Annotated in this window: 22 protein-coding genes and 4 tRNA genes; 16 read left to right on the plus strand and 10 right to left on the minus strand. The window is 55.2% G+C overall.

The genetic code is table 11. From position 1 onward, the window contains the following. Positions 1 to 59: 59 nt before the first annotated feature. The 6 genes from BMW46_RS10595 to BMW46_RS10625 all read right to left on the minus strand — a co-directional run bounded on the left by BMW46_RS10595 (position 60) and on the right by BMW46_RS10625 (position 9,100). On the minus strand, positions 60 to 1,130 hold the full coding sequence (locus tag BMW46_RS10595; RefSeq protein ID WP_074708287.1) for an AI-2E family transporter: 1,071 nt from the start codon (positions 1,128 to 1,130) through the stop codon (positions 60 to 62). A 287-nt stretch (positions 1,131 to 1,417) separates the two neighbouring features. After that, positions 1,418 to 1,828, minus strand: coding sequence for a GlcG/HbpS family heme-binding protein (locus BMW46_RS10605; RefSeq protein WP_074708292.1), 411 nt, complete (start codon positions 1,826 to 1,828; stop codon positions 1,418 to 1,420). A gap of 88 nt (positions 1,829 to 1,916) precedes the next feature. Beyond that, complete coding sequence (locus tag BMW46_RS10610; protein ID WP_074708295.1) at positions 1,917 to 3,947, minus strand: sodium-translocating pyrophosphatase; 2,031 nt, start codon at positions 3,945 to 3,947, stop codon at positions 1,917 to 1,919. A gap of 156 nt (positions 3,948 to 4,103) precedes the next feature. After that, a complete protein-coding gene (locus tag BMW46_RS10615; protein WP_074708440.1) occupies positions 4,104 to 5,363 on the minus strand; it encodes a 6-phosphofructokinase in 1,260 nt (419 codons plus the stop codon). 191 nt (positions 5,364 to 5,554) lie between these two features. Beyond that, complete coding sequence (gene adk / locus BMW46_RS10620; protein WP_074708298.1) at positions 5,555 to 6,208, minus strand: adenylate kinase; 654 nt, start codon at positions 6,206 to 6,208, stop codon at positions 5,555 to 5,557. 111 nt (positions 6,209 to 6,319) lie between these two features. Continuing rightward, entirely contained in the window at positions 6,320 to 9,100 is a 2,781-nt protein-coding gene (locus BMW46_RS10625; RefSeq protein ID WP_074708301.1) for a valine--tRNA ligase, read from the minus strand. Between the two features lie 702 nt (positions 9,101 to 9,802). Here BMW46_RS10625 and BMW46_RS10630 point away from each other — a divergent pair. Beyond that, positions 9,803 to 10,912, plus strand: coding sequence for a hypothetical protein (locus BMW46_RS10630; protein WP_081355777.1), 1,110 nt, complete (start codon positions 9,803 to 9,805; stop codon positions 10,910 to 10,912). A gap of 86 nt (positions 10,913 to 10,998) precedes the next feature. Here the strand turns inward: BMW46_RS10630 and BMW46_RS10635 are convergent, their stop codons facing one another. The 3 genes from BMW46_RS10635 to BMW46_RS10645 form a co-directional block, all read right to left on the minus strand. Further along, on the minus strand, positions 10,999 to 11,406 hold the full coding sequence (locus BMW46_RS10635; protein ID WP_074708304.1) for a hypothetical protein: 408 nt from the start codon (positions 11,404 to 11,406) through the stop codon (positions 10,999 to 11,001). Positions 11,407 to 11,483: 77 nt separating this feature from the next. Beyond that, entirely contained in the window at positions 11,484 to 11,906 is a 423-nt protein-coding gene (locus BMW46_RS10640) for a DNA polymerase III subunit chi (protein ID WP_074708307.1), read from the minus strand. Continuing rightward, positions 11,903 to 13,459 carry a leucyl aminopeptidase gene (locus tag BMW46_RS10645; protein WP_074708309.1) on the minus strand — a complete coding sequence of 519 codons (1,557 nt, stop codon included), beginning with the start codon at positions 13,457 to 13,459 and terminating at the stop codon, positions 11,903 to 11,905. Before BMW46_RS10645 ends, BMW46_RS10640 begins: the two co-directional genes overlap by 4 nt. Before the next feature lie 192 nt (positions 13,460 to 13,651). On the opposite strand from BMW46_RS10645, the gene BMW46_RS10650 reads away from it, so the two are divergent. From BMW46_RS10650 to BMW46_RS10660, 3 genes are all read left to right on the plus strand, one after another. Continuing rightward, positions 13,652 to 14,155, plus strand: a complete 504-nt coding sequence (locus BMW46_RS10650) for a methylated-DNA--[protein]-cysteine S-methyltransferase (protein ID WP_074708445.1) — start codon at positions 13,652 to 13,654, stop codon at positions 14,153 to 14,155. After that, positions 14,142 to 15,053, plus strand: coding sequence for a site-specific tyrosine recombinase XerD (xerD, locus tag BMW46_RS10655; RefSeq protein ID WP_074708312.1), 912 nt, complete (start codon positions 14,142 to 14,144; stop codon positions 15,051 to 15,053). Before BMW46_RS10650 ends, xerD begins: the two co-directional genes overlap by 14 nt. Positions 15,054 to 15,286: 233 nt before the next feature. Then, complete coding sequence (locus tag BMW46_RS10660) at positions 15,287 to 15,964, plus strand: YiaD family glycine zipper/OmpA-like lipoprotein (RefSeq protein ID WP_074708315.1); 678 nt, start codon at positions 15,287 to 15,289, stop codon at positions 15,962 to 15,964. Positions 15,965 to 16,130: 166 nt separating this feature from the next. Here BMW46_RS10660 and BMW46_RS10665 read toward each other — a convergent pair whose 3' ends face one another. Further along, positions 16,131 to 16,607: a YbaN family protein gene (locus tag BMW46_RS10665; protein ID WP_081355775.1), complete on the minus strand. Its 477-nt coding sequence runs from the start codon at positions 16,605 to 16,607 to the stop codon at positions 16,131 to 16,133. A gap of 169 nt (positions 16,608 to 16,776) precedes the next feature. Between BMW46_RS10665 and BMW46_RS10670 the strand changes: the two genes are divergently transcribed. From BMW46_RS10670 to rplL, 12 genes are all read left to right on the plus strand, one after another. Continuing rightward, positions 16,777 to 17,259 carry an FKBP-type peptidyl-prolyl cis-trans isomerase gene (locus BMW46_RS10670; RefSeq protein ID WP_074708317.1) on the plus strand — a complete coding sequence of 161 codons (483 nt, stop codon included), beginning with the start codon at positions 16,777 to 16,779 and terminating at the stop codon, positions 17,257 to 17,259. Between the two features lie 172 nt (positions 17,260 to 17,431). Then, positions 17,432 to 17,516 (plus strand) — tRNA-Tyr (locus BMW46_RS10675). 172 nt (positions 17,517 to 17,688) lie between these two features. After that, positions 17,689 to 17,762, plus strand: a tRNA-Gly gene (locus BMW46_RS10680). Positions 17,763 to 17,850: 88 nt separating this feature from the next. Then, positions 17,851 to 17,925: transfer RNA gene (locus tag BMW46_RS10685), tRNA-Thr, on the plus strand. 46 nt (positions 17,926 to 17,971) lie between these two features. Then, complete coding sequence (tuf, locus tag BMW46_RS10690) at positions 17,972 to 19,162, plus strand: elongation factor Tu (RefSeq protein WP_074708320.1); 1,191 nt, start codon at positions 17,972 to 17,974, stop codon at positions 19,160 to 19,162. Positions 19,163 to 19,256: 94 nt separating this feature from the next. Then, a tRNA-Trp gene (locus BMW46_RS10695) sits at positions 19,257 to 19,332 on the plus strand. 165 nt (positions 19,333 to 19,497) lie between these two features. Further along, positions 19,498 to 19,842 carry a preprotein translocase subunit SecE gene (gene secE, locus BMW46_RS10700; RefSeq protein WP_074708322.1) on the plus strand — a complete coding sequence of 115 codons (345 nt, stop codon included), beginning with the start codon at positions 19,498 to 19,500 and terminating at the stop codon, positions 19,840 to 19,842. After that, positions 19,842 to 20,375 (plus strand): transcription termination/antitermination protein NusG, encoded by a 534-nt coding sequence (nusG, locus tag BMW46_RS10705; RefSeq protein ID WP_074708325.1) that lies wholly within the window; start codon positions 19,842 to 19,844, stop codon positions 20,373 to 20,375. The genes secE and nusG overlap by 1 nt, the downstream gene beginning before the upstream one ends. Before the next feature lie 117 nt (positions 20,376 to 20,492). After that, positions 20,493 to 20,924 carry a 50S ribosomal protein L11 gene (gene rplK / locus BMW46_RS10710; RefSeq protein ID WP_011380112.1) on the plus strand — a complete coding sequence of 144 codons (432 nt, stop codon included), beginning with the start codon at positions 20,493 to 20,495 and terminating at the stop codon, positions 20,922 to 20,924. Between the two features lies 1 nt (position 20,925). Then, positions 20,926 to 21,618, plus strand: coding sequence for a 50S ribosomal protein L1 (gene rplA, locus BMW46_RS10715; RefSeq protein ID WP_074708327.1), 693 nt, complete (start codon positions 20,926 to 20,928; stop codon positions 21,616 to 21,618). A gap of 428 nt (positions 21,619 to 22,046) precedes the next feature. Continuing rightward, positions 22,047 to 22,571, plus strand: coding sequence for a 50S ribosomal protein L10 (gene rplJ, locus BMW46_RS10720; RefSeq protein ID WP_074708330.1), 525 nt, complete (start codon positions 22,047 to 22,049; stop codon positions 22,569 to 22,571). 78 nt (positions 22,572 to 22,649) lie between these two features. Beyond that, complete coding sequence (gene rplL / locus BMW46_RS10725; protein ID WP_011380115.1) at positions 22,650 to 23,030, plus strand: 50S ribosomal protein L7/L12; 381 nt, start codon at positions 22,650 to 22,652, stop codon at positions 23,028 to 23,030. The last annotated feature ends 135 nt before the right edge of the window (positions 23,031 to 23,165 follow it).

The raw sequence follows: 23,165 nt of genomic DNA on the forward strand, positions 1-23,165 counted from the left end.
TCCTGATCCCTGTCCTGGCTTCTCTTGAACTTCATTTCAGGCGAAGCCTATCTTGCGCCTCAATCTTTTTTTTCGATCCTGGGAGTCTCCATTGATGCAGCGAAGAGATCCCATGCGGACATGAACAATGCTGCGATAACTGGCCCGATCACAAAGCCATTGAGGCCGAACAGGACCAGTCCCCCGAGTGTCGAGATGAGCACCACGTAATCCGGCATCCTCGTATCTCGTCCCACCAGGACTGGGCGTAAGAGGTTGTCAACCAATCCGATTACGAACACGCCGAACGCGATGAGAACGGTACCCTGCCAGACAGCGCCGGTAAACAGGAAGTAGATGGCCACCGGGATCCAGATGAGGCCGGCGCCGACTGCCGGTATCAGGGAAAGAAACGCCATCACGAAGCCCCACAGCGGAGCCCCTTGAATGCCGAGAAAATAAAATATCAGACCGCCCAAGGTGCCCTGAAGGGCGGCAACGACGACGTTGCCCTTGACGGTTGCGCGAATGACCGTAGTGAACTTGCTGGACAAGTGCCGTTTGTGTTCCATGGTAAGAGGCATTGCCTGCTTGATCTTTGCCGCCAGACTGTCGCCATCACGCAGCAGAAAAAATAGCACATACAGCATGATGCCGAAGCTCACGAAAAATCCAAAAGCGTTCTGACCAATGCCAAGCGCGTGCGTGGCGATGAACTGGCTGCCGCGCAAGATACCGCTTGATAGCATGTCCTGCAACTCCGCGATATTGGTGAGCCCCGAGCGGTCGAGCAGGTTGACCAACCACGGGGGCGCAGCGCTCATGATTTGCTGGAAATACATTCCGAAATTCAACTCACCGGTGCGGATTTTCTGGTAGATGAGGGCTCCTTCCTGCAGGAGCGAAATTGTCATCAGGGTGACCGGAAGAATCACGATGACCAGAACGAGCAACAATGTGATGAACGCGGCGAGGTTGCGCCGCTGTCCGAGGGCGGCCAGCAGCCTGCGATGAAACGGTGTAAATATGATGGCAAGAACGGCCGCCCAGAATACGCTGCCGTAAAAAGGCAGCAGTATCCAGATGAATGCCACGGAGACGGCAATCAACATCAGTAAAAAGGCTTTTTGCCGCAACTCGGGGGAGTTCATGTGCAGAGATGTTTAATAACCGGTTACGATGACGTTATGGAGTCATCCTACCTTAACTCAGCCTCAAGTTGATAGAGGAATACGAAAAGAAAATTAAAAGTCAACTCAGCGCGAACAGATAGAGCCGATGGCAAGGTCTGGGAGTACGAAGCCTGAGAATACGGGGTGCCCAAGAGGAAATATTCTTCTGCCGGCCTACCCCGAATTTTCTCCGGATTTGCCAGGAGGAGGGGCAGCAGGCTCTGAGCGTAGAATACCCGCTGTATCCTGCGTCCCAAGCAATCTTCTCAGGTATTTTTGAGGAGCGCCTCCAGTCCTGCCCGGGCAATCTGCGCATCCTGATGGGAGCGCACACCGCTTACTCCCACGGCGCCGATGAACTGCCCTTCCGCCACGATCGGCAAGCCCCCCTCGATGGGCAGGGTGCCCGGCAGACCAAGATAACGGATGCTTCCGGCAGCCACCTGTTCTTCCCAGATTTTGGTCGGACGGCGGAATGCAATGGCTGCCCGCGCCTTTTGTATTGCAACTTCGACACTGCCAAATTGTGTTTCATCGAGGCGCAGCAAGTAGATAAGATGAGCACCATCATCGACGATCGCAATCACCACCGGCCAGTTGTTGCGCGTGGCTTCTGCTTCCGCGGCGGCGGCAATAACCTTGGCATCGTCGAGCGTGAGCACGTTTTTTTTATTCATAAAGCAAGCCCTCCGGGTATATGTGAGATTTGGGGTCCCAAAACAAAACACGCCGGAAGGTCCGGCGTGTTTTGGAGAACGCAAAAAATTATAACAACGGCACAATCAGGAGCGCCACGATATTCATGATCTTGATGAGCGGGTTCACGGCCGGACCCGCAGTATCCTTGTAAGGATCGCCTACTGTATCACCTGTAACGGCTGCCTTATGCGCTTCCGAACCTTTTCCACCGAAATGGCCATCTTCAATGTATTTCTTGGCGTTATCCCAGGCGCCGCCCCCTGCGGTCATCGAAATTGCCACGAAAATGCCTGTAATGATTGCGCCGATCAATACCCCGCCAAGCGCAACCGGACCCAGCATGAGGCCGACGATCAGGGGAACGGCAACCGGAAGCAGGGAGGGAAGGATCATTTCCTTGATCGCCGCCCTTGTCACCATATCCACCGCACGCGAGTAGTCGGGCTTGGCTGTTCCTTCCATGATTCCAGGGATTTCCTTGAACTGGCGCCGGACTTCCACCACTACCGAGCCGGCAGCACGGCCCACGGCCTCCATCGCCATAGCGCCAAACAGGTAGGGAACCATGCCGCCGAGGAACAGGCCGATGATGACCATATGATCGGACAAATCAAAGGTCACGGATTTGCCGCCGCTCGCGAGCGCATGGGTGTAGTCGGCGAACAGAACCAGCGCAGCCAGACCGGCAGAGCCGATGGCGTAGCCCTTGGTCACGGCCTTGGTGGTATTGCCAACGGCATCCAGAGGATCGGTGATATCGCGCACTTCCGACGGCAAGCCTGCCATTTCGGCGATTCCACCGGCATTATCCGTGATGGGGCCGTAGGCATCCAGCGCAACGATAATTCCGGCCATGGAAAGCATCGAGGTGGCGGCGACGGCAATGCCATACAGACCCGCCAGTTCGTATGTGATCCAGATGGAAAGACATACAACAATAACCGGCCACGCTGTTGCCTTCATCGAAACCCCCAGACCGGCAATGACATTGGTGCCATGACCGGTGCTGGAGGCTTCTGCGATATGGCGTACCGGTTTGAATTCTGTTGAAGTGTAGTATTCAGTGATCCAGACCATCGCAGCGGTGAGCGCCAGGCCAACCAGTACAGAGAGGTAAAGATTGGTTGAGGAAACCAGTTTCCCCTCGATCATTACGCCCTCACCGAGCATGATAGTCGTGATGGGATAGTAGGCAATTGCCGCCAGTCCCCCGGCAACCGCCAGCCCACGATAAAGCGCATTCATGATTTTGCCGCCCTCACGTGCCTTGACAAAGTAACAGCCGATGATGGAAGCAATAATCGAAACGCCACCCAGTACCAGCGGATAGAGCACCGCATTCGGACTGTCGGTGATAAGCAGTCCACCCAGCAGCATGGTCGCGATAATGGTAACGGCGTAGGTTTCAAACAGGTCCGCAGCCATTCCTGCACAGTCGCCCACGTTATCGCCCACGTTGTCGGCAATCACCGCGGGGTTGCGCGGGTCATCCTCAGGGATACCGGCTTCCACCTTGCCGACCAGGTCCGCGCCGACGTCAGCACCCTTGGTGAAAATTCCTCCGCCGAGACGGGCGAAAATGGAGATCAGCGAGCTGCCGAAGGCAACCCCCACCAAAGCATGAGTGGCTTGCGATTCACTTGCGCCCATGCCGACCAGAAGGGCAAAGTAGCCAGCCACGCCCAGCAAACCCAGGCCAACCACCAGCATACCGGTAATGGCTCCCCCCTTGAAGGCAACATCCAGCGCAGCATTGAGACCATGCCGCGCTGCTTCCGCCGTGCGTACATTCGCACGCACCGATACGTTCATGCCGATATACCCGGTCAGCCCCGACAAGAATGCGCCCAGAGCAAACCCAACGGCAGTCTGCCAGCCCAAAGCAAGAAAGATTGCCATCAGCAGAATAACACCCACTATGCTGATGGTGGTGTATTGGCGGTTCAGATAAGCCGAGGCGCCCTGCTGAATCGCCGTGGCAATATCCCGCATGCGTTCATTGCCTGCTGGCAACGCTACAATCCACCTTATCGAAACCACTCCATAAAGGAGTGCCGCCATCGCGCAACCAATTGCGATGATTAAACCAGTACTCATTTAAATCTCCAGTTAAAATCGGCTATGGGGAAACGCATACAAGAAAGATGCAGCGTTATCGTTCACAGAGAGTGCTGCTCAGCGGTTGCTTTGCTGCCGGTGCACACTCCTGTGAACAATATGTATGCGCTTCCGGTTACGCCAGGTTAAAGCGGCTCAAAGTGTGAAGCCGCTCAATTTTTTCGGGACCGCCACATTCTTCAACCGTACGTAGTCCGGCAGGCCACCCTTGTAGGGCGGATAGTCTTCGCCCTCGATAAGCGGTGCCAGATATTCCCGGCACAGGTCAGTGATGCCAAAACCATCTTCGGTGATAAAGTTCTCGGGCATCATTTTTTCGACATTGGCGACTTGCGACAACTGCGCCATGCCTACTTTCCACTGGTAGGGCCTGGCGGAAATACGTTCTATGGTAGGCATCACGGAGTTGTGCCCCTGGGCTGCGAATTCCACCGCAGCCTGGCCCATGGCGTATGCTTGCTCAACGTCGGTTTTGGAGGCGATGTGACGTGCCGCGCGTTGCAGATAGTCCGCCACGCCCCAGTGATATTTGAGTCCGAGCCCCTCCTTCACCATGTTCGCCACCACCGGCGCTACCCCACCCAATTGCGCATGCCCGAACGCATCGCGCACCCCCTGGTCGGAGAGGAATTTGCCGTCATCTCCTTTTACGCCCTCCGATACCACTACCGAGCAGTAGCCGAATTTCTTGACACAACTATCCACTTTGGCGAGGAATTTCTGTTTGTCGAAGCTGATTTCGGGGAAGAGAATGACGACGGGAATTTCACGCTCCGGGCTGGACGCCAGGCCTCCCGCGGCTGCTATCCAGCCGGCGTGTCGTCCCATTACTTCCAGCACGAACACCTTCGTGGACGTTGCTGACATGCTTGCCACATCGAAGCTGGCCTCGAGTGTGGATACAGCGATGTACTTCGCCACCGAGCCGAAGCCAGGACAGCAGTCCGTGATGGGAAGGTCGTTATCCACCGTTTTTGGCACATGAATGGCCTGAATGGGATAGCCAAGTGTGCCGGACAGTTGCGATACCTTGAGACATGTGTCCGCTGAATCGCCACCGCCGTTGTAGAAGAAATAGCCGATGTCATGAGCCTTGAATACTTCGATCAGGCGTTCATATTCCCGCCGGTTCTGTTCAAGGCTTTTCAGTTTGTAGCGGCAGGACCCGAATGCTCCGGAGGGTGTGTACCGCAACGCGCTGATTGCGGCATCGGATTCCTGGCCGGTATCGATCAGATCCTCGGTAAGCGCGCCGATGATCCCGTTGCGCCCTGCATAAATCCTGCCTATCTTTCCGCTTTGCTTGCGGGCAGTTTCAATTACACCGGCTGCGGAAGCGTTGATGACGGCCGTAACGCCGCCGGACTGAGCATAAAAAGCATTTTTTGCTGCCATATTTCTCCCCCGATTATTTAAATCTTCCAACATCTACCGTCAGCGTACGCACGCTTTCTCCCGTGGCGCAACAGTGCTGGCGCCATACATGCAGACGGCAACGAGGACTACTGCCGTTGCGTATTGCTCTCTTAGCGAATTAAAACGGCGGTGATACCAGGCTTGAGTTCCACCAGGAGTTTTGACTGAAGCTATCTCAGCGACGCAAAAATGGCGTCGCGGATTGTTTCCACTGATCCGGCCCCCGTGATTTTCACATACCTGGGAGCATCTTTTTCGCCACTAGCTGACCAGCTGGCATAGTATTCTACCAATGGTTCGGTCTGGGCGTGATAGATTTCGAGCCGTTTCCGGATCGTTTCCTCTTTATCATCATCACGCTGTATCAGCGGCTCGCCGGTTACATCATCCTTCTCATCGACCCGAGGCGGACTGAATATCAGATGGTAAATACGCCCCGAGGCGGAATGTACTCGCCGGCCGGAAAGGCGCCTGACAATCTCTTCATCGGATACATCAATTTCAATGACGAACTGGACAGGCACTTTGGCAGCCTTCATCGCATCCGCCTGCGGGATGGTGCGGGGAAAGCCATCAAACAAAAAACCCTTGCTGCAATCCGGCTGTGCAATGCGCGCTTTCACCAGACCGATGATAACGTCATCCGGAACAAGACCGCCCTCGTCCATGATCTTTTTGGCCATGAGACCCAGTTCGGTGCCTTCCTTGACAGCTGCGCGCAGCATGTCTCCTGTCGATATCTGCGGAATGCCGAAATGCTCCTTGATGAAGTTGGCTTGAGTTCCCTTTCCCGCGCCGGGACCACCCAATAAGACGATTATGATTATTCCTCCTTTTTATAAAGCCCGCTGGCGAGGCGGGAGGCGAGATTCATTTTGTTGTCAAACAAGAGATTATAGCGCAGGCCATCCGCCTCTTGAACTTTTTGACCCGATTCAGCAACCCAGTTTCTGAAGTTGCTCTTTCAGTTTCCCCAATGTCGTTCCGAAACTGGCAAGGCGTTCTTTTTCCTGTTCCACCACCTTTGCCGGTGCGCGCGCCACAAAATTACTGTTGGCGAGCTTGGTTTGCGCCTTCTCCATTTCCGTCTGGACACGGTCGAGCTCTTTGGTCAGCCGCTCACGCTCCGCAGCAATATCAATCTCGATTTTCAGCATCAGCCTGAATTCACCGACGATTGCCACCGGTGCTTCGGCGGGGGGCAGATCCTGTTCGATTTCGACATCCGACAATTTGGCCAGCGCCTTCAGATAGGGAGAAAAGCTGGCGAGTGTTTTTCCGTCGCCTACGGCCAGAAGCGGTACCCTCGATGCCGGGGAGAGGTTCATTTCGCCCCGTAGCGTGCGGCAGGCGTTGATCATCTCCTTGAGCGCAGCGATATTCCCGATTGCGGTTGCGTCGAGCTTGGAGGGATCGGCTTGAGGGTAGGGTTGCAACATGATGCTCACCCCTTGCTTGCCAGCGAGCGGGGCAATGTTCTGCCACAATTCTTCGGTAATAAACGGGATGAGGGGGTGGGCAAGTCTTAAAGCCGTTTCCAGGACGCGAGCCAGGGTGCGGCGGGTAGTGCGCTGTACCACTTCATTGCCGGAATTCAGCTGTACCTTGGCGAACTCCAGATACCAGTCGCAATACTCATCCCAGACGAATTCGTAGATTTCGCGAGCTGCCATGTCAAAGCGGTAATCCTGATAAGCCTGCGCGACCGCGGTTTCCGCCTGTTGCAGCCGGCTGATGATCCAGCGGTCGGCATCCGAATATTCCAGAGGCACCGATTCCGCCACGCCGGTATCTTTGCCTTCGCAATTCATCAGCACGTAGCGCGCCGCATTCCAGAGCTTGTTGCAGAAATTCCGGTAGCCTTCGCAGCGCTGCATATCGAACTTGATATCGCGGCCGTGAGAGGCGAGGCTGGCAAAAGTAAAGCGCAGTGCATCGGCGCCGAACGCCGGGATTCCCTCCGGAAACTGCTTACGCGTGGTTTTTTCGATGGATTCGGCCTGCCGCGGGTTCATCAGACCGCTGGTGCGTTTGGCGATCAACTCCGGCAATGCAATGCCGTCGATAAGATCCAGTGGATCCAGCACATTGCCTCTGGATTTGCTCATCTTATGGCCTTCCGCATCGCGGATGAGGCCGGTGATATATACCTCCCGGAAAGGCACTTTGCCGGTGAAATGCAGGGACATCATCACCATGCGCGCTACCCAGAAAAAAATGATGTCGAAACCGGTAACCAGAACGGAGGTCGGCAGGAATGTTTCAAGCTCCGGTGTCTTTTCCGGCCAGTCCAAGGTGGAGAATGGCCACAGTGCGGATGAAAACCAAGTATCCAGCACGTCCTCGTCCTGCATCAGCTTGCGCCCGCCCGCCAGCCGTTGCGCTTCCTCCAGGTTATGCGCGACAAAGATGTTATTGTCCTCGTCGTACCAAGCGGGAATCCGATGGCCCCACCATAACTGGCGGGAAATACACCAGTCCTGGATATTTTCAAGCCACTGGTTATATACGTGCGCCCAGTTTTCCGGAATGAATTTCACTTCTCCACTTGCCACCGCCTCCAGGCCCCGCCTCGCCAGACCGTTCATGCTGACATACCATTGATCGGTCAGCATCGGTTCAACGACAGCCTGGGTGCGATCCCCGCGCGGCACCATCAGCTTGTGCGGTTTTGTTTCAACCAGCAGATTCTGTCCTTCAAGATCGGCGACAATTTTCCTGCGGGCCGCAAAACGATCCAATCCCTGATACTCGGCGGGCGCCAGGTCATTGATTTTTCCATCCAGGGTAAGAATACCGAGCGGAACGAGTTTGTGCCGCTGTCCTATCTGGTAGTCGTTGAAATCGTGCGCGGGAGTGATCTTGACGCACCCCGTGCCAAATGCCGGGTCGACATAAGTGTCTGCGATGATGGGGATGCTGCGCTCGCATAGTGGCAGGCGCACGTGGCGGCCGATCAGGTGCCGGTAGCGCTCATCGTCGGGATGCACGGCTACCGCCATATCACCCAGCATGGTTTCCGGGCGGGTAGTGGCAACAATCAGTCCTTCCGGTTTTGCCCCATCCTGATTCCCTCCGGCATCCTTTTCGAAGGGATAAAGAATATGCCAGAGCGATCCTTCTTCTTCTACCGATATCACTTCGAGGTCGGAAACGGCAGTTTGCAACACAGGGTCCCAGTTCACCAGACGTTCCCCGCGGTAGATGAGGCCTTCGCGATAAAGCCGCACGAAAACTTCAGTCACGGCGCGGGAGAGTCCCTCGTCCATGGTGAAGCGTTCGCGCGACCAGTCGCAGGAGGCGCCCATACGGCGCATCTGGCGGCTGATGGTGGAGCCGGATTCCTCTTTCCACTCCCACACACGTGTGAGAAACGCCTCACGTCCCAGATCGCGCCGGTCAATGTTCTGCTGATCCAGTTGGCGTTCCACCACGATCTGGGTGGCAATTCCGGCATGATCGGTACCAGGTTGCCATAATGTGTTATCTCCACGCATGCGGTGATAACGCGTCAGGGCATCCATCAAGGTATGTTGAAAGGCATGCCCCATGTGCAGGGTGCCGGTCACGTTGGGCGGCGGCAGCATGATGCAGTATGCGGATGCTTGATCGCCCGCAGTCCCCCCTGGTCCCGCCCTGAAATAGCCTTCGGCCTCCCAGCGCGAATACCAGCGGCGTTCGATAGTCCGGGGATCAAAGCTTTTTTCGAGTTCCATACTGTCGATCGTCTGGCGGAAAACCCGCAATTATAACGGAAGGCGCAAGGACCGAAAGCGCAGTCCCCTCTTAACTGTGCCCCCATCTTGTCCGGTCAGGGCATTCCATGAAAGCATTGGGAATCTGTCCCGCTATCCTTATTGATCCGGCCAGCAAGTACGATGAATCTCGTCGTTCCGGCCCTGACTCGGAATCCAGTCAAATCTAATGGCATGCTTCTTAGAACGTCACGGAATACCCGCTTCCGCCGTATGAAGTTTGTACTGTCTGCTCGCCGACTCCGCAACAAGCCCGTTTCGCAGGTGCCAGAGGCAGACCCTAATCAGCCCCTGCACTCTGCTGAAGGCCGCTCATGCCGACTCTTCAGCTTGCTCACTTTAAGGTCTTGCAATCTGCCTTAATCTCGCTTAAAAATAATTGAGATCGGGAAGATTTTGATTGAGGCTTTCCCCGACTGGGGGATAAGCCTGTTGATAACTCGTCAAGCCATGTCTTGGCTTGAGTTTCATTATTGCCCAAAATACAGTGCCTTGCCATCGCTGGATAGACCGATCGGCTCATATACTTTTTGCCTGACAGATTTTAAGCTGCATTGCTGTAATGGCAGGTGGAGAGCCATGTGGCGCGAAGGGGAGAGCTTTCGGTATGGGATTGGCAAATGGGAGAGCCTTGCATCCCTGAAACCATTTACTGGAGAGAGAATGATGAAAATGACCAATGACTCCAGAATGCAGGGTTTGCTCCCGCTGTTGGTCTTGAGTACCGGATTGTGCTTTGTTTCCCCCGCCTTTGCACAGCTACAACGTTTATATATTCTGGATCTCAAAAGAAACCAACTGATCACTCTTATGCCGAGTGAAATGACGGGTAACGCTACCGGCATCAATAACGCTGGCCAGGTAGCATGGTACACCATCAAGGAATATGGGCACGCTTTCATCACCGGTCCCGACGGCGTTGGCAGAACCGATCTCAAGACACTGGGCGGTGATTCCAGCGCAACCTTTGGCATTAATGATGCGGGGCAGGTGGTAGGATGCTCACAGACAGCCACAGGTAATTTGCATGCTTTTATTACCGGCCCTAACGGCGTGGGCATGACAGACCTGGGGACACTGGGAGAACATGCCAGTTACGCCACCAGCATCAATAATGCTGGCCAGGTGGCAGGGTATACCGTCAAGGAATATGGGCACGCTTTCATCACCGGTCCCAATGGCGCGGGCATGACCCATCTGGAAAGCCTGCCGGACGGACTCGCAACTGTTGCTCATGATATCAATGATGCCGGACAGGTGGTCGGGAGAGGCGTGAGGCACGCTTTTATCACTGGCCCCAATGGCGTGGGGATGACGGATCTCGGGACGCTGGGTGGAGATTACAGTGTCGCCTATGGCATCAATGATGCCGGGCAGGTGGCAGGGGGTTCCAGCACGGCTGCGGGTTATACGCACGCTTTCATCACTGGTCCCAATGGCGTGGGGATGATGGATCTCGGGACGCTAGGTGGAGGTTACAGTATCGCTACTGACATCAACGATGCCGGACAGGTGGTGGGATGGTCTACCATGGCTGCCGGTGATAACCATGCCTTTATCACCGGTCCCAATGGTATAGGCATGATGGACCTCAATTCACTGGCCTGGTTGCCGCCCGGATATGTTATAACGGGCGCCATCAGCATCAATGACAGGGGACAGGTCGTCGTTATTGCCGATCTTCCCAAACCCGAGGCCTATATGCTGATATTCGCTGGCCTGGGCCTGGTCGGGTTTCTGGTATGGTGGCAGAAGTCGGGAAGCAGAGCCTAGTATGGAGGCAGCGCCCCTGGTCCCTGCCGGTTTTCCAGGTCAAGTGCGACGGGCCAGAATGTGGTGGGCCTGCTTCACTATTGTTTTCAAAGACCGAACAGGCGTGATTTCAGTGCCTGTATCAGTGCCTTGCGTGTCTTCGAATTCAAGGCGACGCCGGTTTCTTCCAGCGCCCCATCCAGAATTTTTTCCAGCAGCACGGTTATATCGGCGGGGGAAAGTGTCGAAGGCGCGGAATGCATGACTTCCGTGAGGGTGGGTATGCTGCCGCCGGACGGGGATCGCGTGGCAGCCACCTCTGTGAGGGTGGGGATATCGTCTGCCCGTGCCTGCTTCGTCGCGGTCCCGGACAAACGGGATGAGCCGGTGGCCAGGTGGCTATCGCTGTCAGCCAGCGGCGTGGATGATGCGCCCTGATGCCTGCTCAGCAGTACTTCCAGTTTGTGCAGGATTTCGTCATATTCACCCTGCGAGGCTTTTTTACTGTTTGTCATTGAACTGCCGGCTGATAAAGGGAGGCGGGGGAATTCCGGGAATTGATGTCTGCGGCGTAATTTGACGAATTGCCAGGCTACCCGGGGCTCAGGCGGTGATGCCGTATTTCGTAGCCACGATCCTGATAGAACCGGTAGCGTTTCCTTGCCGCCTGGGTATCTTCCTCCGTGTTGCCGGCAATTTCAATCAGCCGCCGGAAACGGCTGAAGAAAGGAGGGTTTTCAGGGCCCAGGTTGAGCAATACATCATCGTGCGGCGGATTCCTTCCACTATCGCTGAGTGTTACCGGCGTGAACTCAGCCAGCTTGTCGCCTGTCTGGCAGTGTGGAATAAAATCGGTCGCAGAGAAAGTCCACAGCAACTTATCGATCTGCTCGACTGTAGCCGTGTCAGGCGCGTAAATCATGACCTTGAATCCTTTCCGTACTGCTGTTGCAACCAGACGGCAGGCGGTGTGGAGCCGATCTCCCCCGCCCGAGTAGAAGTCGATTACCGTCATTCCTTCGATTTACGCCGGCTTTTGCGGCTGCCGGTCTCGCCGGTGTTACCGGATTGTTTGGTAGTCCGGCTGATCAGAAACTGGGTGAGCAGCGGTACCGGACGTCCAGTCGCGCCTTTTTCCTTACCGGATTTCCAGGCGGTGCCGGCTACGTCGAGGTGCGCCCAGCGATATTTTTTGGTGAACCGCGACAGGAAGCAGGCGGCGGTAATGGTTCCCGCAGCGCGGCCTCCGATATTGGCCATATCGGCGAAATTACTTTTAAGTTGCTCCTGATATTCGTCGAACAGCGGCAGACGCCAGGCGCGATCCACTGCACGCTCCGAAGCATCCAGCAGTTCCTGGGCCAGTTCGTCGTCATTGCCAAGCAGACCCGAGGCAACGTGACCCAGCGCTATGACGCAAGCCCCGGTGAGCGTAGCAATATTGATGACCGATTCCGGCTCATAGCGCTCCGCGTAGGCCAGGGCGTCGCACAGGATCAGCCTGCCTTCGGCATCCGTATTGAGAATTTCTATGGTTTGCCCCGACATGCTGGTAACAACATCGCCCGGTTTGGTGGCATTGCCACCGGGCATGTTTTCGGTAGCCGGAATAATGCCAACCACATTGACTGGAAGACCCATTTTTGCTACTGCGTCAATGGTGCCCAGTACGCTGGCGGCCCCGCACATGTCGTACTTCATTTCATCCATTTCCGGCGCTGGCTTGAGGGAAATGCCGCCCGTATCGAAGGTGACGCCCTTTCCTACCAGCACAACAGGTTTTCCCTTCTTCGCCCCTCCCCAATATTCCAGGGCAATCAGCTTGGGAGGCTGGCGGCTGCCGCGCGCCACGGCCAGCAATGCGCCCATGCCAAGATCCTCCATATCCTTTTGCTCCAGCACCGTCACCTTGAGCTTGTAGGTCTTGGCCATACTCATGGCCTGCTCCGCAAGATAGGTCGGGGTGCAGATGTTAGGTGCAAGATTGCCCAGATCCTTGGCCAGACTCATGCCATCGGCCACGGCCAATCCTTGCTGCAGAGCCTCCTCACTGGCGGCCTGTTCCTCCTCGGTGAGCGACTTGATAATACCGAGGGTAATTTTTTGCAGCTTCGGTTCGGCTTCCTCGACCTTGCTTTTCAACCGGTCGAAGCGGTACATGCTTTCCAGCCCGCCGATCGCGATTTGCAGGACTTTCCAGGAGAGATCGCGGTTTTTTACGGGCGCTTCCAGCAGAAACAGGATAGCATCGGCAGCGCCAGTGTCAGATAGCGCCTTGAACACTGCGCGTACTGCATCCCGGTATCCCTTGTCGCCGAGTTCCTGCTCCTTGCCAAGCCCTACCAGCAATACGCGCTCGCAGGCGCTATTGGGCACATTATGGAGCATCAGTGTCGAGCCCGCTTTGCCTTTCATATCTCCCCGACCCAGGATGCCGGTAATGTAGCCATTTGCAGATTTATCCAGGGCTTCGGCAGCAGGGGTCAATTTTTGTTGTTCGAAAATGCCTGCAACCACACAGGCACTACGCTGCTTTTCGGGTGTTCCGTTCTTTATATTAAATTTCACAGCTTGCTCCTCGATTCAAGGCTTGCGGGCAGATTGTTCAAACCGGATAATGCTTCGATTATCGCCGGACTATTCGCATAAAGTCAAAGCAGATACGGGACCGTTTCCAAAAATCTCATAATGGAATTCCTGTTCACTCTGCAATGCGGCTGCACGGTGAGCGGCAGTGTCGGAGTGATAGGGGAGGAATGGATGATCAGACAGAAGTCGATACGGCGGGTGAAGCCGCCAGAAGATTATCAGGCCAAGCTTGCCACACCGTTTGCCGTGCTGGGCCTTCGCACGGACGAAGACTGGCTGACCGATATAGAATACCTGCCGCCGGATACGCCCACTCTCGTTCCGCAAAATCCTCTCGCCAGGGAAGTATGTGATCAGTTACAGGCTTACCTTGCCGATCCTGGTTTCGCGTTCGACCTGTCACTGCACATCGGCGGGACGATTCATCAGCGCCGTGTCTGGCAAGCCATCCAGGATATTCCGGCCGGTGCAACGCGCAGTTATGCCGCTATCGCGATGGAGTTGCATTCCGCCCCGCGCGCAGTGGGACAGGCATGCGGAGCCAACCGGCTGCCCATCGTTATTCCCTGTCATCGTGTTATCGCCAAAAGCGGGAGTCTGGGAGGTTTCATGAACGCCAGCGATGGATTGCCGCTCACCATTAAGCGCTGGCTATTGCAGCATGAGGGTATCTGAGCAGAACGCGGAACTGCTCGATGAATTTTGCGATGCGCTGTGGCTGGAAGATGGGCTCTCGCGCAATACAATGGAGAGCTATCGCAGCGATCTGGAGCAGTTCGGTGACTGGTTCGTCCGACAGAAACCGGGCGACAGCAGTTTCCTGATAGTCACGCATTCCGATCTGCTTGGATTCATGGCGGGCAGGTTTTCCGCTGGAATGAAGGCCAGCACCACCAGTCGCGCACTCTCGAGCCTAAAGCGGTTTTACCGCTTTCTGTTGCGCCAGGGAAAGATCAATGCAGATCCCACCCTCAATATCGATACACCCAGGCTTCCTCGCAACCTGCCGGTGAGTTTGACCGAGGCCGACGTGGAAGCCCTGCTTGGCGCACCCGACGTGAGCCTTCCGTTGGGATTACGGGATCGCGCCATGCTCGAGGTGCTCTATGCAAGCGGCCTTCGGGTTTCAGAGCTGGTGAGCCTGGAAAGCGGACAGATCAGCCTGGACATGGGTGTGGTGCGCATCATGGGGAAGGGGGGAAAAGAGCGCCTGACGCCGCTGGGAGAAGAGGCGCTGGAATGGGTGATCCGCTACATCAAGGAAATCCGTTCTGGCCTGCTGGATGGAAAATCGAGTAATGCGCTGTTCGTCACTTACCGCGGTGCAGGCATGACTCGTCAGGCTTTCTGGTATCTGATCAAACGCTATGCGCGGCAGGCCGGTATCACGAAGCCGTTGTCGCCACATGGATTGCGTCATGCCTTTGCGACTCATCTGCTCAATCATGGTGCCGATTTGCGTGTGGTGCAATTGCTGCTCGGTCATGCGGATATTTCAACCACGCAAATATACACTCATGTCGCACGCGAAAGATTGAAAAAGATCCACGAAATGCATCATCCGAGAGGGTGAGGCAAAATTTTACGGGCCGGAACCCCGATCGAAGAAAATTACTTTCCCCCTCCATAAGAAACAAATCCTATCGACATAGGCTCAGCTAGGCCAGATTGCCGGCAAACGGGTAATGCTCAAGATTGAACTGCCTCTGCCGTTGAATCTGCTTGTAACTCTGCTAAAGTCTAAGGAACCACTGAAGAGGCTATCAGGAATTCTCAAGCAATAATTCCCCCAAAATAGGAGAAGTCATGCGGAAGCAATTATCGGTTATTTCAATAACGACGGTTTTGGCATTGAGTGGCTGTGCCAGTTCACCCGAAACCCAGAGTACCAGAACGAGAGACACTGCCATAGGCGCCGGCATTGGCGCAGGCACGGGCGCATTGATTGGAGCAATTGCGGGTAAGGGGAAAGGCGCGGCAATCGGTGCAGCGGCTGGGGCTGGGCTCGGCGCCATCGCCGGAAACGTGTGGTCCCGGAGAATGGAAGAGCAGAAACGCGAAATGGAGCAGGCGACAGCGGGAACAGGGGTGGAAGTTGTGAAAACCTCTGATAATCGCCTGCGGCTGGATATCCCCAGCGATATTTCATTTGATACTGGCCGCGCCGCCATCAGGCCGAACTTCAGGCCTGTCCTGGATAGCTTTGCCACCAGCCTGAACAATAATCCCGTTACAGAGGTGACTGTTATCGGCCATACGGACAGCTCGGGCAGCGATGCAGTCAACAACCCCTTGTCCTTGAACCGGGCAGCCAGCACGCGGGACTATCTGGTGAGCCGCGGGGTTTCTCCAAACCGGGTAAGGATCGAAGGCCGGGGCTCGCGGGAGCCTATTGTCGCCAATGACACGCCTCAGAACAGGGCAAGGAATCGCCGGGTTGAAATTTATGTTGCTGAACCGAAAGAGGCTTCCCAGCAATACTAGGGAAAGCGATGAACATCTTACAGGTACGCGTCCTCTCGAGGAGGATGTGTACCGTCTGGGGAGCTTTTATATGTGTGGAACCGGTGTTTCCCCCGCATGGGATAGAACGGTTGTAGCAAGTATGTAATTGCCATCTTCCCATCTGGCGGCAGCGCCGCCATGCTCGTCATGCATCAGTATCCGGTTCTCTGACCGGAATTCGCCAGACGAAGGTTATCAGGATGACCCCCAGCAGAACGAGCATCCCCTGATGCCAGACAGAGGGCATCACCAGGATCGAGCTCCCCAGCGACAGCACCAGCAACAGATATACCCAACGCTTGACTTTGCGTGGGATGCTGCGATGTTCCATCCATTCGCGAATAATGGGACCAGTGATGCGATTGGTCAGGAGTTTGTCGTGGAAGTGCTTGGAACTGCGGGCAAAACAGGCGGCTGCCAGCAGCACAAATGGGGTTGTCGGGAGTACTGGCAGCACAATCCCCACCACGCCGAGTATCAGGGCGACGAATCCTGCCACGAGATAGAGGGAGCGCACAAAACGCGAGTCATGCAGGCGTGCAGGTGATCCTCCCGGCTCCCGGGAACATGTCTCTTTGCTGGTAAATATCTCTTCGACCTTTTCATTTAAGCGATCCTGCATGAACTCTCCTTCATACGCTTCACGCTCCACTAATGAGTACATGGGCAATGACCAAGGAATCCCTGAACGAAAACGAAAGCCTTCATGACGCTACAGTCGCCCTATGGGTTGGCGGTATAATAAGAGGCAGTAAGTATGAAAGGTTTTCATTTCAATTTTCGAGGTTCTCATGTCCAGGGTAAATACACTGATCAGTTTGGGAATATTCATGCTGGGCGCTTTGCTGTTGCCCCAGCCCGCCATTTCGGAAATGGGACAGACCCTTTCTGCCGTGACCCAGCCCATCAAGCAGGATACCAAAATAGGAAGCGGTGAAGAAGCGGCGGTCGGCAAGATGGTTGAATTGCACTATACCGGCTGGCTTTACGATGCGAGCGCTCCTGACAAAAAGGGTGAGAAGTTCGACAGCTCGCGTGACCGTGGTACGCCCTTCTCGTTCCTTGTTGGCGCGGGACGGGTCATCAAAGGTTGGGACCGAGGTGTGATCGGGATGAAGGTGGGAGGCCAGCGCACGTTGATCATTCCGCCCCAACTGGCGTACGGGTCGGAAGGGCGGGGAGCTGTCCCGCCAAACGTGGGAGCTATCCCGCCAAACGCTACCCTGATTTTCGAGGTAGAGCTTTTGGGAGTGCGTCAGGGTTCGACACACTGATATCACCGATTTTCGCGCGCCGTGGCTGCCCGCCGCGGGAACGCGGAATTTTACCCGATCCAGATCAACTCATTGTTTTCCCCTCGCGCGGATAATACCTGCGCCAGATTAAAAACCCTGAAATCCACGTTGACTTATCCGCGTGAAACATTCACAATTAACGGTTTCGTTTGGAGGGGTTCCCGAGCGGTCAAAGGGATCAGACTGTAAATCTGACGGCTCTGCCTTCGAAGGTTCGAATCCTTCCCCCTCCACCAGATCAGCAGCTGATAATGCGGGCGTTGTAGATTTCTGCGTCTTGAACGCTTTGCGTGGTGAGGTTGGTTTTGGTTCTGGTGAATGGGAGCGCAGGTTGTGCGGTTCGATGATTTTTTCTCCGAAGAGCTGTTGAATGCTTCGCTGGATTTTCTGGTCCTGATCGTGCTCGATGCGGGTGTAGCTCAATGGTAGAGCAGAAGCCTTCCAAGCTTACGACGAGGGTTCGATTCCCTTCACCCGCTCCAGACTCGGAGCGGAGAGATGAGTGTTAATTAAAAACATTAGAAAATTGGCAAAATTGTTGCGGAGTATTGTTTAGGCAAGGACGTGCTTGCCCATGTAGCTCAGTGGCAGAGCACTCCCTTGGTAAGGGAGAGGTCGCCAGTTCAATCCTGGCCATGGGCTCCATAGGCGTCAATTACAGAACTCAAAAAAATGCTTTAAAAGGGACATCATGGCAAAGAGCAAATTTGAGCGGACGAAGCCGCACATCAACGTAGGGACGATAGGGCACGTGGACCATGGGAAGACCACGTTGACGGCGGCGATCACGATGGTATTGGCGAAGAAGTTTGGTGGGGAAGCGAAGAGTTATGCGCAGATAGACTCGGCGCCTGAAGAGAAGGCGCGGGGGATCACGATCAACACCTCGCACGTGGAGTATGAGACGGAGAAGCGGCATTACGCGCACGTTGACTGTCCTGGTCACGCGGACTATGTAAAGAACATGATCACGGGTGCGGCGCAGATGGATGGTGCGATTCTGGTGGTATCGGCGGCGGATGGACCGATGCCGCAGACGCGGGAGCACATTCTTCTGGCGCGGCAGGTAGGAGTTCCCTACATTATCGTCTACATGAACAAGGCGGACATGGTGGACGATGCGGAGCTTCTGGAGTTGGTGGAAATGGAAGTGCGGGAACTGCTGTCCAAATACAACTTTCCGGGAGATGATACCCCGATAGTGATCGGTTCTGCATTGAAGGCGCTGGAAGGCGACCAGAGCGACATAGGCGAACCTTCGATCTACAAGCTTGCGGCAGCGCTGGACAGCTACATACCGGAGCCGCAACGGGCGGTGGATGGCGCTTTTCTGATGCCGGTTGAAGACGTTTTTTCCATATCTGGTCGTGGCACGGTGGTGACGGGGCGTGTTGAGCGTGGCGTCATCAAGGTAGGGGAAGACATCGAGATCGTGGGATTGAGGCCTACCACCAAGACGGTGTGCACGGGCGTTGAGATGTTTCGCAAGCTTCTGGACCAGGGGCAGGCTGGAGACAACGTAGGCGTATTGCTGCGGGGCACCAAGCGCGAGGAAGTGGAGCGCGGGCAGGTGCTGGCCAAGCCTGGGAGCATTACCCCGCACACCAAGTTCACAGCCGAGATTTATGTTCTGAGCAAGGAAGAAGGTGGGCGTCACACCCCCTTTTTTCAGGGATATCGTCCGCAGTTTTACTTCCGCACGACGGATGTGACGGGAGCAATCGAGTTGCCTGCGGGCACGGAGATGGTGATGCCCGGGGACAATGTGTCGGTGACGGTAAACCTGATTGCGCCGATTGCGATGGAAGAAGGTCTGCGTTTTGCGATTCGTGAAGGCGGCAGGACCGTTGGCGCAGGCGTCGTGGCAAAAATTATCGAATAGAGCGTCTTGCCCGAGGTCGACTCCAGCGTTGAAGAGCCTTACATTCGTATGTGTTCAGGTGAGTTCTTCATTTTTTTACCTTTGTTCAAAGTACAGGCCAGTAGCTCAATTGGCAGAGCGTCGGTCTCCAAAACCGAAGGTTGGGGGTTCGATGCCCTCCTGGCCTGCCATCAGGAAATGTCATTTCAAAATCGTCAATAACTGCATGTTTCCAGGGGAAGCAGGGCCTCGTAATACGTTGTTATTTCGGGTCGTGCAGTGAGGTTGCGCATGAATCTTGCTCGCGCCCCGCTTCGTCTGCTGGCAGGCATTAAAAGGCAGAGTGGGATAGGTTAGTGGATAAGATCAAGTTGGGATTCGCGCTTCTGCTGCTGATTGCGGGTATTGCCGGATTCTATTACCTGCGCGAGAGCGCAATGGTAATTCGCGTCATTTCAGTTCTCGGGGGCCTCGTTCTTGCGACCGTGGTGGTGTCGTTCACCACTCAGGGCAAGCAGTTTTACGCGTTCAGCAGGGAGTCGTGGGAAGAGACCAAGAAGGTGGTATGGCCAAACCGGAAGGAAACGGTGCAGACGACGGGTATCGTTTTTGCCTTCGTTCTGGTAATGGCCATGTTCCTGTGGATGATAGACGCGGGCCTGCTGCTGGCGGTGAAATATCTCATGGGACAGGAAGGGTAATGGAAAAGAAGTGGTATGTGGTTCATGCCTACTCCGGTTTCGAGAAGAGCGTGCAGCGTACGCTGAAGGAGCGGATCAGTCGCGCTGGAATGCTGGACAAGTTCGGGCAGATACTCGTTCCTGTGGAAGAAGTCATCGAGATGAAAGCAGGACAGAAAAATCTCAGCGAACGGAAATTTTTCCCGGGCTACGTACTGGTCGAGATGGAGATGACCGACGAAACATGGCACCTGGTCAAAAACACGCCGAAGGTGACGGGCTTCATTGGCGGTACGGCCATGAATCCTACGCCTATCAGCGAGAAGGAAGTGCAGAACATTCTCCATCAGATTCAGGAAGGGGTGGAAAAACCCAAGCCCAAGATTCTTTTCGAAACGGGCGAGGCGGTGCGTGTCAAGGAAGGACCATTTACGGATTTTCACGGCAACGTGGAAGATGTCAATTACGACAAAAGCAAGCTCCGGGTTTCAGTGTCCATTTTTGGACGTCCCACACCTGTAGAGTTGGATTTCAGTCAGGTCGAGAAAGCCTAGTATAGTAAGGGTTAAGGGTTTCCGGAAGTGCCGGAAGGCCTCGGTCACATATTGCATATCGCATATTGTTAAGCGGGGAGGGCCTCAAGGGCTCGTTTGAACCCGATAGGAGAGCAAATGGCAAAGAAAATAGTCGGCTATATCAAATTGCAGGTGCCGGCGGGGAAGGCAAACCCCAGTCCGCCAATAGGCCCTGCCCTGGGGCAGCGGGGACTCAACATCATGGAGTTCTGCAAGGCATTCAATGCGGCAACGCAGAAAATGGAAGTCGGATTGCCGGTTCCGGTCGTCATAACCGCTTATGCCGACAAGAGCTTCACCTTTACCATGAAGACCACGCCCGCTACCGTCCTGATAAAGAAGGCAGCGGGAGTGGGCAAGGGAAGCGCGAAACCCCATACAGATAAGATAGGACGGTTGACACGGAAGCAAATGGAAGAAATCGCCCAGATAAAAATGCCGGATCTGACTGCCGCAGACATGGACGCGGCAGTCCGTACCATTGCGGGTAGTGCTCGCAGCATGGGCATAGAAGTGGAGGGCGCATAACATGGCGCGCCTATCCAAACGCCTCAAGGCGATCTCGGAAAAAGTGGATCGCACGAAATATTACCCGTTGCAGGATGCGCTCAATCTCGTCAGGGAAACAGCGATCGCGAAATTCGACGAGTCCATCGATGTGGCCGTCAATCTTGGGATAGACGCAAAAAAATCTGACCAGGCAGTGCGTGGGTCTGTGGTGTTACCTGCGGGTACGGGAAAGACCGTGCGGGTGGCCGTATTTGCGCAGGGCGACAAGGCCCGGGAAGCGGCGGCAGCGGGGGCTGATATTGTCGGCTTTGAAGATCTCGCCGAGCAGATCAAGGGGGGCAATATCGAATTCGATGTGGCTATCGCCAGTCCCGATGCAATGCGTGTTGTAGGACAACTGGGGCAGATACTCGGTCCGCGTGGCTTGATGCCTAATCCCAAGGTGGGAACGGTAACGCCGGACGTGGCCGGTGCGGTAAAAAACGCGAAAGCCGGTCAAGTTCAGTATCGCGCCGACAAAGGAGGTATCGTCCAGTGCACCATCGGACGCGCCTCGTTCACGGTGGATGCCCTGACTCAGAACATAATGGCGCTGATCGACGCGCTCAATAAATCCAAGCCTGCCGCATCCAAGGGCATTTACCTAAGGAAGATATCAGTCTCGAGCACAATGGGAATAGGTGTTCGCGTGGATCAGACAAGCATGCGATAGGTGCGAGTACTGGATTCCCCGTTGTTTTAAGTATTGTAAGACTTTGGGCCGTCGGGAAGGCGCAGGGCGCTTTTCCGACGGGTTATCAAAGACCGCTGGGGTATTGGCATGGCAGGCGAAGTGGATTCGCCCAGTTTATTGCTCAGTTTGGTGTTGAGTGAGCCATTGTCCGAGACTTAATCTGCATGGTGAAGGGCCTGTGCCCGGTGTTCTGTGCCGGGCTGCATTTCCCTATTTCCCTGGCTACCCAGCGCAGATGGCGTGCCCAGAAACAGGAAAAGATTCCACTCCTGATTTAAGGTCGCCGGTTTCGCGGTGTGAGATCGCGTATGGGGGGAGGGGGTCAGAATCTCGGATCAACCCGAGGTTAAGACTCCCAAACCAGCATACCACACTTATTGCCGCATTTTAACTGATGGAGAAGTACCTTGAGTCTAAATTTAGATGAGAAAAAAGCGGTGGTCGCTGAAGTCAGCGCGCAAGTAGCCAAAGCGCAGGCCATCATCATCGCGGAGTACCGCGGACTGGGGGTCGGGCATATGACGCAGCTGCGGGCGAAGGCGCGGCAGTCGGGGATATATTTCCGGGTGCTTAAGAATTCGCTGGCACGCAGAGCGGTTTCGGACACCCCGTTTTCGGGATTGTCCGAGCATATGGTCGGGCCTCTCGCTTACGGCATCGGCAGCGATCCGGTTGCGGCGGCCAAGGTGCTGCACGAGTTTTCGAAGGGTAACGACAAACTGGTGATCAAGGCTGGGGCCATGGCAAACCATGTAATTTCCAGCAGTGAGATTGCCAGTCTGGCCTCTCTGCCAAGCCGCGAGGAGCTTCTTGCCAAGCTGCTGGGCACGATGCAGGCGCCTGTCGCCAATTTTGTGCGGACTCTGAATGAAGTTCCCGCACGTTTTGTTCGTGGCCTCGCTGCTGTTCGCGACCAGAAAGAAACCGCTTGACCCGGGGCTCAGTCACTGTGGGTCACTGTGGGACCGATATACCATCATAGTTATTGGATTAATTATCAGGAGAAAATCATGGCTATAGCCAAAGCAGAAATTTTGGATGCGATTGCAAATATGACTGTGCTGGAGCTTTCCCAGCTCATCAAGGAAATGGAAGAGAAATTCGGTGTTTCCGCTGCCGCTGCCGCGGTTGTGGCAGCGGCGCCGGCAGCAGGCGCTGCCGCAGCCCCCGCAGAGGAACAAACTGAATTTACCGTGATGCTGACTGCGGTGGGTGAAAGCAAGGTAAATGTGATCAAGGTGGTGCGTGCCGTTACCGGCCTTGGCTTGAAAGAAGCAAAAGATCTGGTGGACGGTGCACCCAAGCCAGTCAAGGAAGGTATTGCCAAAGCGGATGCGGAAGCCATCCAGAAGCAGCTTGCTGAAGCAGGCGCCACTGCTGAAATCAAATAAAAGAAAAACAGTAAAAAAAGCCGGCGGCATTACCCCATGCCGCCGGTTCTGGCGTTTTTTGAATTTTGATGGCGTGTTTTGTGCGGCAGAACACCAAGCGCGCTGGCCAAAACAAGTACTCTGTTCTCTATTTTC

The organism is Nitrosospira multiformis (assembly GCF_900111585.1).
Taxonomy (GTDB): domain Bacteria; phylum Pseudomonadota; class Gammaproteobacteria; order Burkholderiales; family Nitrosomonadaceae; genus Nitrosospira; species Nitrosospira multiformis_B.